Here is a 16,408-nt window from a genome sequence, read left to right on the forward strand (position 1 = left end):
CATGATGAAGCTCCGGATGCGCCTTGTGGCGCTTGTGTTCTGTCTGATCGCGGTATCGCCCGTGGCTGCGGCGGCGGAAGACGCCACCCGCGGCGAAGCCATCGTCGCGGAGATGTACGCGCGCGAACGCGGGTTCAGCAGCTATCGCATGGATATGGAGATGATCCTGCGTGACCGGCACGGCCAGCAAAGCGTGCGCAAGATGCGTGGCGCCGTGCTCGAGACGGACGGCGACGGTGACAAGCACCTGATGCTGTTCGAGTCTCCGGCCGACATCCGGCACACGGCCTTCCTGAGTTTTGCGCATGCCGACAAACCCGACGATCAGTGGCTATACCTGCCGGCCCTGAAGCGCACGCGGCGCATCGCCTCGGACAGCAAGTCGGGCTCGTTCATGGGCAGCGAGTTCTCGTTCGAAGACCTGACCTCGCAGTTGCCGCGCAAGTTCAGCCACCGCTATCTGGGCGACGAAGACACCGGCGGGACACCGTGCTTCAAGGTCGAGCGCACGCCCCGCTACGAGGGCTCCGGCTATACGAAGCAGGTGCTGTGGATCGACCGCGAGCGGTACGTGACATTGAAAGCGGAACTGTACGACCGTCGCGGGGCCTTGCAGAAGACGCTGGAGAGCGGCGACTTTGCCGCCTACGGACAGCAGTTGCTAAAGCCAGGGTGGATGAACATGGTGAACCATCAGACCGGCAAGTCGACCCGCATCAGTATGTCCGGCTACAAGTTCCGGGATGGCGGCGTCGACAAGCGGGATTTCGAGCCGCAGCGGCTGGAGTATGTTCGCTAAACGGGGATGCATCCGTTGGCTCGCTACCCTGTGTCTCGTCTGGCATGCGGGCACTGGCCACGCGATGCCAGTCGTCGAGACAAGCGGGAGTATCGGTCCGGAAGTCTGGCTGTTCAATCGCCCCCCCGCATTTCAGGCACAGCACCAACATGCCGCGGCCTTGGTCCTCAATCTCGGCTGGATTGTCACACACCCCATGTACCCGGGCGTCACCGGCCGGCTGACCCCTTACGTCCGCCTGGACGTTTCCGATCCGGACATGCGTTACTTCGATTTTCGCGAAGCCACCGTCCGTGCCGAGCGCGGCGACAACCTCTGGCAAGCCGGGATGGAGACATTGGACTGGAGCGTGATGGAGTCACGCCATCCGGTCAACATCATCAACCAGATCGATACCCGCGCGGACATCGATCTGGAGGCCAAGCTCGGCCAGCCGATGCTGTCTTACACCCGCTTCAGCGAGGCGTACGGACGTCTCGCCGTGTACTGGATGCCGTGGTTCCGGCCCCGCCCCCAACTGGGCCTTCGAAGCCGGCAACGCATGGGGCCGCTGGCACCGGAGGCCCCCTCCCACGGCCTGGCGCCCTGGCAGCGGACCAACGATATCGCCGTACGCTGGTCGGGGACCATCGCGGATGCCGACGTCGGTGCCTACTACTTCAATGGCTTGTCACGCGAGCCCACCATCGCCCCCGACTTGACGACGGCCTACCAGCGCATCCGACAGTTGGGGGTGACCGGTGTGTTGCCCGCTGGCAGCATGCTGTGGAAGGGCGAGGCGATCTTTCGTTGGGGGCAGGGTGCGCCTTTCGGTGCCTACATCGTCGGTGCGGAATACACATTCGCCAGGCCCGACGGCGACCTTTCACTGCTGTTCGAATACCTGCGCGACCACCGCGACGCCAGCGCGCCGTTCACGCCGTTCACACACGGCCCCTTCGCTGGCGTGCGTATTCGCCTCAACGAGTCCGGTGATGCGGAACTGCAATACGGCGTGCTGCACGACCGTGCGACCCGCATCCTGATGCACAAACTCGAGTTCAGCCGTCGGTTCGGCAAATCCGCGCGGCTGCGTCTGGTAGCCCGTAAGGCGAGTTGCAACGGCGACAGCGTTTTTGAGGCGCTGTGTCGCGACAGCATGTTGCAGGTCAATCTGACCCACAACTTTTAGCCCTACGCTTTTGATCCCAACCCTATCCGAGGTCATGATGATCACGCCAATTCTCGCCACTTCCGCCGCAGCTTGCAGCGCGCTTGTCGCCTTCCTGCATATCTACATCATCGCCAAAGGGCCGCAGGCGTACCGTGCCTTCGGCGCCGGCGAGGCCCTCGCAGGCATGGCGGAGCGCGGCTCCTGGGTGCCGGGATTGCTGACAGCGGGCATCACGGGGGTGTTCTTCGTCTTTGCTGCCTACTATGCGGCGGCGGCCGGGTTGCTGCCGACGCTCCCCCAGATGCGCATTGCGGTGATCGGCATTGCAGCAATCTATACGCTGCGGGGCGGCCTCATCGTAGTGGGATGGGTGCTCCGGCAACCCCTGTCCACGTTCGACATCCAATCCTCGTTCGCATCTCTGGCTATCGGGCTCGTTCACTGCGCGGCCGCCTGGTGCTGGCTCGCAGCGACCGATGCTGTCGAGACGGCGCGCTAAAGGGGCGTCGGCAATGATTCGCATCGTTCCCGCCTGCGTGTTTCCTGGTCAGGGGTCGCAATCCGTCGGCATGCTTTCCGCGTGGCGGGGTGAGCGTGTGTTCGTCGAGACGATCGACGAAGCCTCGGATGTGCTTGATCTGGACCTCTGGCACCTTAGCCAGCATGCCGATCCAGCGGAACTCGCCCGCACGGTCAACACGCAGCCATTGGTGGTGGCGGCGTCGATCGCGATCTATCGCACCTGGCAGGCCCAGTCTCCAGTAGCCGTGCCATGGGCGATCGGACACAGTGTTGGGGAAATTTCAGCGCTGGTTGCCGCCGGTGCCCTGGCGCTGCCGGATGCCCTGCACATCGCGCGCCAACGCGCGCTGGCGATGATGGCGGCGGTGGCGCCCGGGGTTGGGGGCATGGCAGCGGTCATCGGTCTCGATGACCTGACAGTGGAACGACTCTGTTCCGCCTGCGCCGGAGGTGGCGGCGTACTTGAGCCGGTGAATTTCAATGCGCCCGGGCAAGTGGTGGTGGCCGGCCATATGCCGACCATCGAGCGTCTCAAGGTGGCCGCCCGGGAGGCCGGCGCAAAGATGGTGTTCGTGCTGCCAGTCAGTGGCCCGTTCCATAGCTCGCTGATGCAGCCAGCGGCGGAGGCGCTCGCCCGGTGCCTCGACGACATCCGCGTCGCGGCCCCTTCGTTGCGCGTGCTGCACGGCAATAGCCTTGAAGTCGCCACGGAGGCGTCGATCAAGCCGGCGCTGGTGGCGCAACTGACTGCCCCGGTGCGCTGGACGGCAATGGTTCGGCACCTCGAGGCCGACGGCGTCACGCACATCGTGGAATCAGGACCCGGGGAGGTATTGACGAATCTGTGCCGGCGCGTCGCTCCCGCGTTGTCCGTACTGCCCCTGCATCTGCCCCAAGGCATGGAGGCCGCCGTGCTGGCCCTGTCGTGAGCAGTCAATGGCTGCGGATCGCGCAGACGAAAAAAAACCCGGCTCGAAAGCCGGGTTTTTCACTTCCAGTGCAGCAACGATCGCGATCAGACCGCGTCGCCGTCGCCTTCGGTCGCCTGCACCACGGGCGGCTCGATGAAGAGCGATTGCTCTTCGTCCGAGATCGCCTGGGCGCGTTCGCGCTCGGCCGCCTCGCGTGCCTTGCGGGCACGGTGGTAGGCCAGGCCGGTACCGGCGGGGATCAGACGACCCACGATCACGTTTTCCTTCAGACCACGCAGGTCGTCGGTCTTGCCCATGATCGCGGCCTCGGTCAGCACGCGCGTCGTTTCCTGGAACGATGCCGCCGAGATGAAGCTGTCCGTGGACAGCGACGCCTTCGTGATACCCAGCAGCAGGTTCTCGTGCGTGGCCGGACGCTTGCCGTCCGCAATCATGCGGTCGTTTTCGTCCAGCAGTTCCGAACGCTCCACCTGCTCGCCCGGGATGAACCGGGTGTCGCCCACGTCCTGGATCTGCACGCGGCGCAGCATCTGACGAACAATCACTTCGATGTGCTTGTCGTTGATCTTCACGCCCTGCAGACGGTACACGTCCTGCACTTCGTCCACGATGTAGTGCGCCAGTTCCTCGATGCCCTTCAGGCGCAGGATGTCGTGCGGGTCCGCCGGACCTTCCACGATCATTTCGCCCTTGTTCACCACCTGGCCATCGTGCACCAGCACTTGCTTTTCCTTGGCGATCAGGAACTCGTGGGCGTTGCCGTCCAGGTCCGTGATAACCAGGCGCTGCTTGCCCTTGGTGTCCTTACCGAACGATGTCGTACCGGTGACTTCCGCCAGCACGGCGGCGTCCTTCGGCGAACGCGCTTCGAACAGTTCGGCCACACGCGGCAGACCACCGGTAATGTCGCGAGTCTTCTGCGATTCGGTCGGGATACGTGCGAGCACTTCACCCACATGCACCTGCTGGCCGTCCTTCACGGTAATCAGCGCGCCCACCTGGAAGCCGATGGTCACGGAGTGGTCCGTGCCCGGAATCTTGACTTCCTGGCCGTTCGCGTCGAGCAGCTTCACCTGCGGGCGCAGGCCCTTGGTGGCAGCCGTACGGCGCTTGGCATCGATCACCACGAGGGTCGACAGGCCGGTGACTTCGTCCATCTGCTTGGCGACGGTCACGCCCTCTTCGACGTTCTCGAACTTCGTCATGCCGGTGTATTCCGACACGATCGGGCGCGTCAGCGCATCCCACGTGGCCAGCTGCGTACCAGCCTTGATGGCCTGGCCGTCCTGCACCAGCAGCGTGGCGCCGTACGGGATCTTGTGGCGCTCGCGCTCGCGGCCGTGGTCGTCCGTGATCAGCGTCTCGCCCGAACGCGAGATCACGATCAGTTCGCCCTTGGCGTTCGTCACGTAGCGCATGGTCGCCGTGAAGCGGACCGTACCGGTCGCCTTGGCTTCCACGCTCGAGGCCACTGCCGCACGCGATGCCGCACCACCGATGTGGAACGTCCGCATGGTCAGCTGCGTACCCGGCTCACCGATCGACTGCGCGGCAATCACGCCCACTGCTTCGCCGGAGTTCACCAGCACGCCGCGGCCCAGGTCGCGGCCGTAGCACTTGCCGCACAGGCCGTAACGCGTGTCGCACGCCAGCGGGGTGCGGACCTTGACTTCGTCCACGCCGAGGTTGTCGATCAGGTCGACGAGGTCTTCGTCCAGCAGTGTGCCGGTCTCGATCGCCGTTTCCTGCGTTTCCGGGTTCACCACGTCAGACACGGTCACACGGCCGAGGATACGGTCGCGCAGCGCTTCGATCACTTCACCGCCTTCGACCAGGGCCTTCATGGCCACGCCGTTGGTGGTGCCGCAATCGTCTTCGACCACGACCAGATCCTGCGTCACGTCGACCAGACGACGGGTCAGGTAACCCGAGTTCGCGGTCTTCAGTGCCGTATCGGCCAGGCCCTTACGCGCGCCGTGGGTCGAGATGAAGTACTGCAGAACGTTCAGGCCTTCACGGAAGTTCGCCGTAATCGGCGTTTCAATGATCGAGCCATCCGGCTTGGCCATCAGGCCACGCATACCGGCCAGCTGGCGGATCTGCGCTGCGGAACCCCGCGCGCCCGAGTCGGCCATCATGTAGATGGAGTTGAACGATTCCTGCTTGACCGTATTGCCTTCGCGGTCGACCACGTCTTCGTGCTGGAGCTGCTCCATCATCGCCTTGCCCACCTGGTCGCCGGCGGCGCCCCAGATGTCCACGACGTTGTTGTAACGCTCCTGGTCCGTCACCAGACCCGACATGTACTGCTTGTCGTATTCCTTCACCTTGGCAGCGGCGTCGGAGATGATCTTCTCCTTCTGCGGCGGCACCAGCATGTCGTCGATGGCGATCGAGATACCGGCGCGCGTCGCCAGGCGGAAGCCCGACTGCAGCAGCTTGTCGGCGAAGATCACGGTCTCGCGCAGACCGCACTTGCGGAATGCGGTGTTGATCAGGCGCGAGATTTCCTTCTTCTTCAGCGGCTTGTTCAGCACCGAGAACGGCAGGCCCTTCGGCAGGATCTCGGACAGGATCGCGCGGCCGACCGTGGTGGCCTGCAGCGTGATCTTGGGCGCGAAGCGGGCATCGCCCACGGCGTCCTTGTCGACGAGCACGTACTCGGTGATCCGCACGTTCACGCGCGAAGCGAGTTCGACTTCCTTGTTCTCGTAGGCGCGGATGACTTCGCTGATGTCAGCGAACGTCATGCCTTCACCCTTGCCGTTGATCTTGTCGCGGGTCGTGTAGTACAGACCCAGCACCACGTCTTGCGACGGGACGATCGACGGATCGCCGTTGGCCGGGAACAGCACGTTGTTGGAGGCCAGCATCAGCGTGCGGGCTTCCATCTGTGCTTCCAGCGACAGCGGCACGTGAACAGCCATCTGGTCACCGTCGAAGTCGGCGTTGAATGCCGCGCAGACCAGCGGGTGCAGCTGGATGGCCTTGCCTTCGATCAGCACCGGCTCGAACGCCTGGATCCCCAGGCGGTGCAGCGTCGGCGCACGGTTCAGCATCACCGGGTGCTCGCGGATCACCTCTTCGAGGATGTCCCACACCACCGGCGTCTGGCTTTCCACTTCCTTCTTCGCCGCCTTGATCGTGGTGGCGATGCCCATCGTTTCCAGCTTGTGGAAGATGAACGGCTTGAACAGCTCGAGCGCCATCAGCTTGGGCAGGCCGCACTGGTGCAGCTTCAGCGTCGGGCCCACCACGATGACCGAACGGCCCGAGTAGTCGACGCGCTTGCCCAGCAGGTTCTGACGGAAACGACCGCCCTTACCCTTGATCATCTCGGCCAGGGACTTCAGCGGACGCTTGTTGGCGCCGGTCATCGCCTTGCCGCGACGGCCGTTGTCCAGCAGCGAATCCACCGCTTCCTGCAGCATGCGCTTTTCGTTGCGCACGATGATCTCGGGCGCCTTCAGTTCCAGCAGGCGCTTCAGGCGGTTGTTACGGTTGATGACGCGACGATACAGGTCGTTCAGGTCCGAGGTGGCGAAACGGCCGCCATCCAGCGGTACCAGCGGACGCAGTTCCGGCGGCAGCACCGGCAGCACTTCCAGGATCATCCACTCGGGCTTGATGCCCGAACGCTGGAACGCCTCGAGCACCTTCAGGCGCTTGGCGAACTTCTTGATCTTGGCTTCGGAACCGGTGGCCTGCAGCTCGGCGCGGATCTGTTCGATCTGCTTCTCGATGTCGATACCGCGCAGCAGTTCACGGATGCCTTCGGCGCCCATCATGGCGACGAACTCGCCCTCGCCGTACTCATCGCACTTCGCGATGTAGTCGTCCTCGGACATGATCTGGCTCTTCTTGAGCGGGGTCATGCCCGGTTCCAGCACCACGAATGCCTCGAAATACAGCACGCGTTCGATGTCGCGCAGCGTCATGTCCAGGACCATGCCCAGACGCGATGGCAGCGACTTCAGGAACCAGATGTGCGCAGTCGGCGCAGCCAGTTCGATGTGGCCCATGCGCTCGCGACGCACCTTGGCCAGCGTGACTTCGACGCCGCACTTCTCGCAGATCACGCCACGGTGCTTCAGGCGCTTGTACTTGCCGCACAGGCACTCGTAGTCCTTGATCGGGCCAAAGATCTTGGCGCAGAACAGGCCATCGCGTTCCGGCTTGAACGTCCGGTAGTTGATCGTTTCCGGCTTCTTCACTTCACCGTACGACCACGAACGGATCTTCTCGGGCGAGGCGAGGCCGATCTTGATCGCGTCGAACTGCTCTTCCTGCTGAACCTGCTTAAAGAGATCGAGCAATGCTTTCATTGCAACTCCTTGTTTCGCCGCGGCACCGAAGTCTGTTCGGGGCCACGGCATTCATCCTGTGGGAAATCTTCTCTGCCGGGTCTACCGGGCCGGCGCCCGCCGCAGCGGGACGCCGTCATCGCGCCGATCAGTAACGATCGAGATCGATGTCGATACCCAACGAGCGGATTTCCTTCACCAGCACGTTGAACGATTCCGGCATGCCGGCGTCGATCGAGTGCTCGCCCTTGACGATGTTTTCGTACACCTTGGTACGGCCGTTCACGTCATCGGACTTGACCGTCAGCATTTCCTGCAGCACGTACGACGCGCCGTAGGCTTCCAGTGCCCACACTTCCATCTCACCGAAACGCTGGCCACCGAACTGGGCCTTACCGCCCAGCGGCTGCTGCGTCACGAGCGAGTACGGACCCGTCGAGCGCGCGTGCATCTTGTCATCGACCAAGTGGTGCAGCTTCAGCATGTGCATCACACCCAGCGTGACCGGACGCTCGAACGCTTCGCCGGTGCGGCCGTCGTACAGCGTGACCTGCTGCTTCGACGGGGTCAGGCCCTTCTCCTTGGCGATCTCGTCCGGGTAGGCCAGGTCCAGCATGCGGCGGATTTCATCCTCATGCGCACCGTCAAACACCGGCGTTGCGAACGGCACGCCCTTCTTCAGGTTCGAAGCCAGTTCCAGCACTTCGGCGTCGGTCAGGCTGTCCAGGTCTTCCGGCTTGCCGCTCTCGTTGTAGACCTGGGCCAGCAGCTTGCGCAGCTCCTGTGCCTTGGTCTGCGCCTTGAGCATGTCACCGATGCGCTGGCCCAGACCGCGCGCGGCCCAGCCCAGGTGGGTTTCCAGAATCTGGCCCACGTTCATCCGCGACGGCACGCCCAGCGGGTTCAGCACGATGTCGGCCGGGGTACCGTCCGCCATGTACGGCATGTCTTCGATCGGCACGATCTTCGACACCACACCCTTGTTACCGTGACGACCTGCCATCTTGTCGCCAGGCTGCAGGCGACGCTTCACGGCCAGGTACACCTTGACCATCTTGATCACGCCCGGCGGCAGTTCGTCGCCCTGCGTGAGCTTCTTGCGCTTCTCTTCGAAGGCCAGGTCGAATTCGTGACGCTTCTGCTCGATGGCTTCCTTCACTGCCTCGAGCTGGGCCGCCACTTCTTCGTCGGCCGGACGGATGTCGAACCAGTGGTACTTGTCCAGATCGGCCAGGTATTCGCGGGTCAGCTTGGCACCCTTCGCCAGCTTCTTCGGACCGCCGTTGACGGGCTTGTCGAGCAGCAGGCGTTCCAGACGCTGGAATGCATCGCCTTCCACGATACGCAGCTGGTCGTTCAGGTCCAGGCGGTAGCGCTTCAGTTCGTCGTCGATGATCGACTGGGCACGCTTGTCGCGCGTCACGCCTTCGCGGGTGAAGACCTGGACGTCGATCACGATGCCGCTCATGCCCGACGGCACGCGCAGCGAGGTGTCCTTCACGTCCGAAGCCTTCTCGCCGAAGATGGCGCGCAGCAGCTTCTCTTCCGGGGTCAGCTGGGTCTCGCCCTTCGGCGTGACCTTGCCCACCAGCACGTCGCCAGCCTCGACTTCGGCACCGATGTAGGTGATGCCGGACTCGTCCAGACGCGCGAGTTGCGCTTCGGCGAGGTTCGAGATGTCGCGCGTGATTTCTTCCGGTCCCAGCTTCGTGTCACGGGCGACGACCGACAGTTCCTCGATGTGGATCGAGGTGTAGCGGTCTTCGGCCACCACGCGTTCGGAGATCAGGATCGAATCTTCGAAGTTGTAGCCGTTCCACGGCATGAACGCCACCAGCATGTTCTGGCCCAGTGCCAGCTCGCCCAGGTCGGTCGAGGCGCCGTCGGCGATCACGTCGTTACGCGCGACGATATCGCCAACCTTCACCATCGGACGCTGGTTGATGTTGGTGTTCTGGTTGGAACGCGTGTACTTGATCAGGTTGTAGATGTCCACGCCGACTTCGCCAGCAACGGCTTCGTCGTCGTTCACACGGATCACGATACGCATGGCATCGACGTAGTCCACCACGCCGCCACGCATGGCCTGCACGGCGGTACCCGAGTCAACGGCCACGGTACGTTCGATGCCGGTACCCACGAGCGGCTTGTCCGGACGCAGGCAAGGCACGGCCTGACGCTGCATGTTCGCGCCCATCAGTGCACGGTTCGCGTCATCGTGTTCCAGGAACGGCACCAGCGAGGCAGCGGCCGACACGATCTGCGACGGCGCCACGTCGATGTACTGCACGCGGTCCGGAGTCACCATGCGCGTTTCGCGCTCGGAGCCTTCGCGGGACGAGACCAGTTCATCGATCAGGGTGCCATCGGCATCCACGGTCGCGTTGGCCTGGGCCACCACGTACTTGCCTTCCTCGATGGCCGACAGGTAGTCCACCTGGTCGGTCAGCTTGCTGTCCACCACCTTGCGGTACGGCGTTTCCAGAAAGCCGTATTCGTTCAGGCGGGCGTACAGTGCCAGCGAGTTGATCAGGCCGATGTTCGGGCCTTCCGGCGTTTCGATCGGGCACACGCGGCCATAGTGGGTCGGGTGCACGTCACGGACTTCAAAGCCGGCGCGCTCGCGCGTCAGACCACCCGGGCCCAGTGCGGAAACACGGCGCTTGTGGGTGATTTCCGAGAGCGGGTTGGTCTGGTCCATGAACTGCGACAGCTGCGACGAACCGAAGAACTCGCGAATAGCCGACGAAATCGGCTTCGAGTTGATCAGGTCGTGCGGCATCAGGTTCTCGGTCTCGGCCTGGCCCAGACGTTCCTTGACGGCACGCTCCACGCGCGACAGACCGGCGCGGAATTGGTTTTCCGCCAGTTCGCCCACGCAACGCACGCGACGATTACCCAGGTGATCGATGTCATCGACCTCGCCCTTGCCGTTACGCAGGTTCACCAGGATCTTGATCGTCTCGAGGATGTCTTCGTCCTGCAGCACCATGCTGCCCTCGCCGCTCGGGCGCGACAGACGGCTGTTGACCTTCATGCGGCCAACGCGCGACAGATCGTACGACTCTTCGCTGTAGAACAGGCGCTGGAACAGCGCTTCCACGGCTTCCTCGGTGGGCGGCTCGCCCGGGCGCATCATGCGGTAGATCGCGATACGCGCGGCGGTCTGGTCGGCGGTCTCGTCCACGCGCAGCGTCTGCGACATGTACGGGCCCTGGTCCAGGTCGTTCGTGTACAGCGTCTGGATCTGCTTGACACCGGCTTCGCGCAGGTTTTCCAGCAGCGTCTCGGTCAGCTCGTCGTTGGCGTTGGCGATCACCTCGCCCGTGTCCGGGTCGATGATGTTCTTGGCCAGCACGCGGCCGAGCAGATAGTCTTCCGGCACGCTGATCAGCTTGGTACCGGCGGAGTCCAGGTCACGGATGTGCTTGGCGTTGATCCGCTTGTCCTTCTCCACGACCACGCGACCGTTCTTGTCCGCGATGTCGAAACGCGCCACTTCGCCACGCAGGCGCTCGGGCACGAATTCCAGCTGCGCGCCTTCCGACTGCAGCGTGAAGTTGTCGAACACGAAGAAGTGCGCCAGGATTTGCTCCGGCGTCAGGCCGATCGACTTCAGCAGGATCGTCACCGGCATCTTGCGGCGGCGGTCCACACGGAAGTACAGGATGTCCTTCGGATCGAATTCGAAGTCCAGCCACGAGCCACGGTACGGAATAATCCGTGCCGAGAACAGCAGCTTGCCCGAGCTGTGCGTCTTGCCCTTGTCGTGCTCGAAGAACACGCCCGGCGAACGGTGCAGCTGGCTAACGATGACACGCTCGGTGCCGTTAATCACGAAAGAACCGGTCGACGTCATGAGCGGAATTTCGCCCATGTAGACTTCCTGCTCCTTCACTTCCTTGACCTTGCCCGGGTTCTCGCGATCGTTGATGATCAGGCGAACCTTGGCACGCAGCGCCGAGTGGAACGTCAGGCCACGCTGCTGGCACTCCTTGACGTCGAACGGCGGGTTGGACAGGTGATACGAGACAAACTCCATACGGGCAAGCCCGTTATGGGAGGAGATTGGGAAAATCGCGCTGAAAGCGGCCTGCAGACCCTCTGTTTTGCGACGCGCGGTCGGCGTTTCCGCTTGCAAGAACTGGGTGTAGGATTCAATCTGGGTGGCAAGCAGGAATGGAACCTGATGAACCGTCGCGCGCTTCGCAAAGGATTTGCGAATGCGCTTCTTTTCGGTGAAGCTGTACGCCATGGGATCTCCGAATCATCGCAGGGCAGGCTGGACCTGGCCGGCACCTGAGGTGTTCAGCGACTGGGAGGGGATTTGGCGGTTGGCCGCTACCAACCTCTGGCTGACGGTGTCCGCACGCTGCGGGCGGTGTGGTCATTGCACGGCGCAATGCCTGTACTCGCCCGGGGGACACCCGACCAAACTTGTCTTCTGCAGTCGGTTCAGAAGACAAACATCAGCAACCACTTAGTGTGCCACTGATGTTTGGCTTCTGCTAAGGCAGCGAATGATTTCGCTCGCCAAGCAGTCTATTCATCACTTTATTTGCGCCCTGGCCGGTACTTCGATCCGCCGGGTGCCCAATCAAACACACCCACAGAAGCGCAAAAAGGCTGGCGCCGGGATTTCCCTTTGCCAGCCCCATCCGCGTGCCACGAGGGCACGCGCGGTACCACTTACTTGACGTCGACCTTTGCGCCTGCGTCTTCCAGCTTCTTCTTGGCGTCGGCAGCAGCAGCCTTGTCCACGCCTTCCTTGACAGCCTTCGGAGCGCCGTCAACCAGATCCTTGGCTTCCTTCAGGCCCAGGCCGGTGATTTCGCGAACAGCCTTAATCACGCCGACCTTGTTGGCGCCAACTTCGGCCAGGATCACGTTGAATTCGGTCTGCTCTTCAGCAGCAGCAGCACCGCCAGCGCCCGGGGCAGCAGCCACGGCCATAGCAGCGGCGGACACGCCGAACTTCTCTTCGAACGCCTTGACCAGGTCGTTCAGTTCCATCACGGACATCGAGCCTACGGCTTCGAGGATGTCGTCTTTAGTGATTGCCATTTGGAATACTCCTACTAGATGTGATTCGGTATCGGTAATGCGATCTGTCTTTGCGAGGCCTGCGACAGCTTAAGCAGCAGGGGCTTCCGCTTCTTCCGCGGGAGCGCCTTCGCTCTTCTTGGCAGCCAGGGCGGCCAGCAGACGGGCGAAGCCCGACACCGGTGCCTGCATGACGCCAAGCAGCTGAGCAATCAGTTCTTCGCGGCCCGGGATCGAAGCCAGTGCCTTGACGGCCACAGCATCGAGCACCTTGCCGTCATACGACCCAGCGCGCAGGACCAGCTTGTCGTTGGTCTTGGCAAAGTCGTTCAGAACCTTGGCCGAGGCCACTGCATCTTCGGAAATCCCGTAGATCAGCGGACCGGTCATTTGCTCTGCGAGGCCTGCAAACGGCGTACCTTCGACGGCGCGGCGAGCCAGCGTGTTCTTCAGAACGCGCAGGTACACGCCTTGCTGACGAGCGTTGGCACGCAGCTTGGTCAGATCGCCAACCGCAATGCCGCGATATTCGGCCACGACGATGGTCTGGGCCTTGGCGACTTGCGCCGAAACCTCAGCAACGACGGCCTTCTTATCTTCAATATTGAGTGGCACGGTTAAGCTCCAAAACGATGCGGTGCTCGGGAAATCTCCTCTGCAATCGCATCAGTCCAAACGAACGGCGTCCGATTGGCCCGAATCACCCGGGACATGCCCGGATTCATCAATCCCTTCGGGTGCGCCATCTGCGCTGGCGGGACGGCTGCCATCGGGCGATGCCCGCATGTGCCGACCGATTAAGTCCACGCTGCCTGATTGCTGCGGCATGAACACCAGCGGTCTTTGATAACCAGCGGTACCTGCCGTCGCGCTGCGTTGCCGCTGCGCGGTTGGCGGGCACCACTGCCCAAAGCCTTGCTTCGTCGCCCTTCGGCGCCGAAACCGACCCCGGCGATGCCGGGATCCTTCATTCCTGCCCTGGCCGGCGTTATCGGGAACCGGTCAGGTGAGTGCCGTCGGGCTTAGGCCGACAGCGAGGTCTGTTCGACGCGAACGCCAACGCCCATCGTGGACGACACGGCGATCTTGCGCAGGTACACACCCTTGCTAGTGGCCGGCTTGGCCTTGACCAGCGCGTCCAGCAGTGCGGACAGGTTGCTCTTCAGCGCGGTGTCTTCGAACGAACGGCGACCGATGGTGGCGTGGATGATACCGGCCTTGTCGACACGGAATTGCACCTGACCAGCCTTGGCGTTCTTCACAGCCTGGGCCACGTCCGGCGTCACGGTGCCAACCTTCGGGTTCGGCATCAGGCCACGCGGGCCGAGGATCTGGCCCAGCGTACCGACGATACGCATCGTGTCCGGCGAAGCGATCACGACGTCGAAATTCAGGTTACCGGCCTTAACTTGCTCGGCCAGGTCTTCCATGCCGACGATGTCAGCGCCAGCAGCCTTGGCGGCCTCGGCCTTTTCGCCCTGGGCGAACACGGCCACGCGCACCGACTTGCCGGTACCGGCGGGCAGCACCACGGAACCACGCACCACTTGGTCCGACTTCTTGGCGTCGATGCCCAGTTGCACGGCCACGTCGATCGACTCGTCGAACTTCGCCGAAGCGCAGCTCTTCACCAGGCCCAGGGCCTCGTCGATCGGGTAGAACTTGGTACGCTCGATCTTCGCCTTGTTGGCGGCGACGCGCTTGGAAACCTTAGCCATTTACAGACCCTCCACGGTGATGCCCATCGAGCGAGCCGAACCGGCGATGGTACGCACGGCGGCGTCCAGATCGGCGGCGGTCAGGTCAGCGTTCTTGGCCTTGGCGATGTCTTCAGCCTGGGCGCGGGTGATCTTGCCAACCTTGTCGGTATGGGGCTTCGGCGAACCCTTGGCGATGCCTGCTGCCTTCTTGATCAGCACGGTCGCGGGCGGCGACTTCATCACGAAGGTGAAGCTCTTGTCGGCGAAGGCGGTAATCACCACCGGCACCGGCAGACCAGGTTCCATGCCCTGGGTCTGGGCGTTGAACGCCTTGCAGAACTCCATGATGTTCAGACCACGCTGACCCAGTGCGGGACCAACGGGCGGGGAGGGATTTGCCTTACCAGCCGGAATTTGCAGCTTGATAAAGCCAATGATCTTCTTGGCCATTTCTACTCCAATCCAGATCCGGATTCCTCGGGAACACGGATCCTGTTGAGTCGTAACGCGCTATCGCCATGCCTGTCGGCACAGCCTCACGCTCCTCTTTGGGCGGACCTCTCAGCCTGCCCTCTCTGTCCGCCCCGGCACTCGCGCGCCGCGGCGGTCAAATCCTTAAACCTTCTCGACCTGGCCGAACTCGAGCTCGACCGGCGTTGCGCGACCGAAGATCGTGACCGAGACGCGCAGGCGCGACTTCTCGTAGTTCACTTCCTCGACGTTGCCGTTGAAGTCGGTGAACGGGCCGTCCTTGACGCGCACCATTTCGCCCACTTCGAACAGCGTCTTGGGACGCGGCTTCTCGACCCCTTCCTGCATCTGGGTCATGATCTTGTCGACTTCGCGCTGCGAAATCGGGCTCGGGCGGTTACGCGCGCCCCCCACGAAGCCGGTGACCTTGCTGGTGTTCTTCACCAGATGCCACGTCTCGTCGGTCATTTCCATTTCCACGAGCACGTAGCCCGGGAAGAAACGGCGTTCGGTCACGGACTTGTGACCACCCTTGATTTCCACGACTTCCTCGGAGGGCACCAGAATGCGGCCGAACTTGTCCTGCATCTCGGCGCGCTCGATGCGCTCCTGCAGCGCGCGCTGCACGCTCTTTTCCATGCCGGAGTAGGCGTGCACCACATACCAGCGCTTCTTCGACGAAGGCGATTCGGCTGCCGTGGTTTCCTGCTGAGCGTTATCCGTCATGTGTTACCTCTTATTTCCAGCCCAGCACGAGGGAGAAAATCACCCACTCGATGAGCTTGTCGGCCGACCACAGGAACAACGCCATGATCACTACAAAGGCAAACACGAGCCCGGTCATCTGACCGGCTTCCTTGCGCGTCGGCCAGACGACCTTTTTGACTTCCCGATACGATTCCTTGGCGAACCCCACGAAATCCTTGCCGGGGGCGGACACGAGCGCCACGACGACGCCCAGTGCGAGACCGGCGAACAGCGCCGCGCCACGCACGTACGACGGCTGCTGCGCGAGTACGTAGAAGCCGATTACTCCCGCAACCACCAGGAGCCCCGCGACGACGAGCAGCCATTTGCCGCTCGAGGCGCCTACGGTTTCGACATTGGGATTGGCCATGTTTCGCAAACGAGACTAAGCCGCGTCACGATTCATTCTCGCGACGCGGCTGATTGATTTGGCAGGGGCAGAGGGAATCGAACCCCCAACCTTCGGTTTTGGAGACCGACGCTCTGCCAGTTGAGCTATACCCCTAAAAACAACTTCGGGGTCGACGATTCCGCCAACCCCTCTGGCAGACGACCACGGCCGGTTGGTGCCGTGTTCGCCAGTATTACTGCTTAGTCGAGGATCTTTGCCACGACGCCGGCGCCGACGGTACGGCCGCCTTCACGGATAGCGAAGCGCAGACCTTCTTCCATGGCGATCGGGGCGATCAGCTTGACCGTGATCGACACGTTGTCGCCCGGCATGACCATTTCCTTGT

13 protein-coding genes and 1 tRNA gene are annotated in these 16,408 nt (G+C 62.8%); 4 read left to right on the top strand and 10 right to left on the bottom strand.

What is annotated here, in order from left to right; translation table 11 throughout:
• The first annotated feature begins 1 nt into the window (after position 1).
• The 4 genes from AC1DP9_RS20680 to fabD all read left to right on the top strand — a co-directional run bounded on the left by AC1DP9_RS20680 (position 2) and on the right by fabD (position 3,403).
• Positions 2–799, top strand: a complete 798-nt coding sequence (locus tag AC1DP9_RS20680; RefSeq protein ID WP_092301725.1) for an outer membrane lipoprotein-sorting protein — start codon at positions 2–4, stop codon at positions 797–799.
• A gap of 64 nt (positions 800–863) precedes the next feature.
• On the top strand, positions 864–1,970 hold the full coding sequence (locus AC1DP9_RS20685) for a hypothetical protein (RefSeq protein WP_477108342.1): 1,107 nt from the start codon (positions 864–866) through the stop codon (positions 1,968–1,970).
• A 34-nt stretch (positions 1,971–2,004) separates the two neighbouring features.
• Positions 2,005–2,451 carry a hypothetical protein gene (locus tag AC1DP9_RS20690; RefSeq protein WP_477108343.1) on the top strand — a complete coding sequence of 149 codons (447 nt, stop codon included), beginning with the start codon at positions 2,005–2,007 and terminating at the stop codon, positions 2,449–2,451.
• Positions 2,452–2,464: 13 nt separating this feature from the next.
• Positions 2,465–3,403 carry an ACP S-malonyltransferase gene (gene fabD, locus AC1DP9_RS20695; protein WP_477108344.1) on the top strand — a complete coding sequence of 313 codons (939 nt, stop codon included), beginning with the start codon at positions 2,465–2,467 and terminating at the stop codon, positions 3,401–3,403.
• Between the two features lie 86 nt (positions 3,404–3,489).
• Here fabD and rpoC read toward each other — a convergent pair whose 3' ends face one another.
• The 10 genes from rpoC to AC1DP9_RS20745 form a co-directional block, all read right to left on the bottom strand.
• On the bottom strand, positions 3,490–7,731 hold the full coding sequence (gene rpoC, locus AC1DP9_RS20700; RefSeq protein ID WP_441593716.1) for a DNA-directed RNA polymerase subunit beta': 4,242 nt from the start codon (positions 7,729–7,731) through the stop codon (positions 3,490–3,492).
• 127 nt (positions 7,732–7,858) lie between these two features.
• On the bottom strand, positions 7,859–11,965 hold the full coding sequence (gene rpoB / locus AC1DP9_RS20705; protein WP_441645507.1) for a DNA-directed RNA polymerase subunit beta: 4,107 nt from the start codon (positions 11,963–11,965) through the stop codon (positions 7,859–7,861).
• A gap of 434 nt (positions 11,966–12,399) precedes the next feature.
• Complete coding sequence (gene rplL / locus AC1DP9_RS20710) at positions 12,400–12,774, bottom strand: 50S ribosomal protein L7/L12 (protein ID WP_092301713.1); 375 nt, start codon at positions 12,772–12,774, stop codon at positions 12,400–12,402.
• A 69-nt stretch (positions 12,775–12,843) separates the two neighbouring features.
• Entirely contained in the window at positions 12,844–13,368 is a 525-nt protein-coding gene (gene rplJ / locus AC1DP9_RS20715) for a 50S ribosomal protein L10 (RefSeq protein ID WP_092301711.1), read from the bottom strand.
• Between the two features lie 407 nt (positions 13,369–13,775).
• On the bottom strand, positions 13,776–14,471 hold the full coding sequence (gene rplA / locus AC1DP9_RS20720; RefSeq protein WP_092301708.1) for a 50S ribosomal protein L1: 696 nt from the start codon (positions 14,469–14,471) through the stop codon (positions 13,776–13,778).
• Positions 14,472–14,903, bottom strand: a complete 432-nt coding sequence (rplK, locus tag AC1DP9_RS20725; RefSeq protein ID WP_092301705.1) for a 50S ribosomal protein L11 — start codon at positions 14,901–14,903, stop codon at positions 14,472–14,474. It abuts the gene before it with no gap.
• A gap of 165 nt (positions 14,904–15,068) precedes the next feature.
• Positions 15,069–15,650 carry a transcription termination/antitermination protein NusG gene (gene nusG / locus AC1DP9_RS20730; protein ID WP_017511590.1) on the bottom strand — a complete coding sequence of 194 codons (582 nt, stop codon included), beginning with the start codon at positions 15,648–15,650 and terminating at the stop codon, positions 15,069–15,071.
• 10 nt (positions 15,651–15,660) lie between these two features.
• Positions 15,661–16,041, bottom strand: a complete 381-nt coding sequence (gene secE / locus AC1DP9_RS20735) for a preprotein translocase subunit SecE (RefSeq protein WP_092301702.1) — start codon at positions 16,039–16,041, stop codon at positions 15,661–15,663.
• Positions 16,042–16,100: 59 nt separating this feature from the next.
• A tRNA-Trp gene (locus AC1DP9_RS20740) sits at positions 16,101–16,176 on the bottom strand.
• Positions 16,177–16,262: 86 nt separating this feature from the next.
• A partial coding sequence (locus AC1DP9_RS20745; protein ID WP_477101491.1) for an EF-Tu C-terminal domain-related protein occupies positions 16,263–16,408 on the bottom strand: 146 nt, incomplete at its 5' end.

It is taken from the genome of Cupriavidus sp. 01L43, assembly GCF_056399925.1.

Coding starts and splice junctions, on each gene's coding strand:
- AC1DP9_RS20680 (WP_092301725.1), top strand. CDS start 2: ATGATGAAGCTCCGGATGCGCCTTGTGGCGCTTGTGTTCTGTCTGATC.
- AC1DP9_RS20685 (WP_477108342.1), top strand. CDS start 864: ATGCCAGTCGTCGAGACAAGCGGGAGTATCGGTCCGGAAGTCTGGCTG.
- AC1DP9_RS20690 (WP_477108343.1), top strand. CDS start 2,005: ATGATGATCACGCCAATTCTCGCCACTTCCGCCGCAGCTTGCAGCGCG.
- fabD (WP_477108344.1), top strand. CDS start 2,465: ATGATTCGCATCGTTCCCGCCTGCGTGTTTCCTGGTCAGGGGTCGCAA.
- rpoC (WP_441593716.1), bottom strand. CDS start 7,731: ATGAAAGCATTGCTCGATCTCTTTAAGCAGGTTCAGCAGGAAGAGCAG.
- rpoB (WP_441645507.1), bottom strand. CDS start 11,965: ATGGCGTACAGCTTCACCGAAAAGAAGCGCATTCGCAAATCCTTTGCG.
- rplL (WP_092301713.1), bottom strand. CDS start 12,774: ATGGCAATCACTAAAGACGACATCCTCGAAGCCGTAGGCTCGATGTCC.
- rplA (WP_092301708.1), bottom strand. CDS start 14,471: ATGGCTAAGGTTTCCAAGCGCGTCGCCGCCAACAAGGCGAAGATCGAG.
- rplK (WP_092301705.1), bottom strand. CDS start 14,903: ATGGCCAAGAAGATCATTGGCTTTATCAAGCTGCAAATTCCGGCTGGT.
- nusG (WP_017511590.1), bottom strand. CDS start 15,650: ATGACGGATAACGCTCAGCAGGAAACCACGGCAGCCGAATCGCCTTCG.
- secE (WP_092301702.1), bottom strand. CDS start 16,041: ATGGCCAATCCCAATGTCGAAACCGTAGGCGCCTCGAGCGGCAAATGG.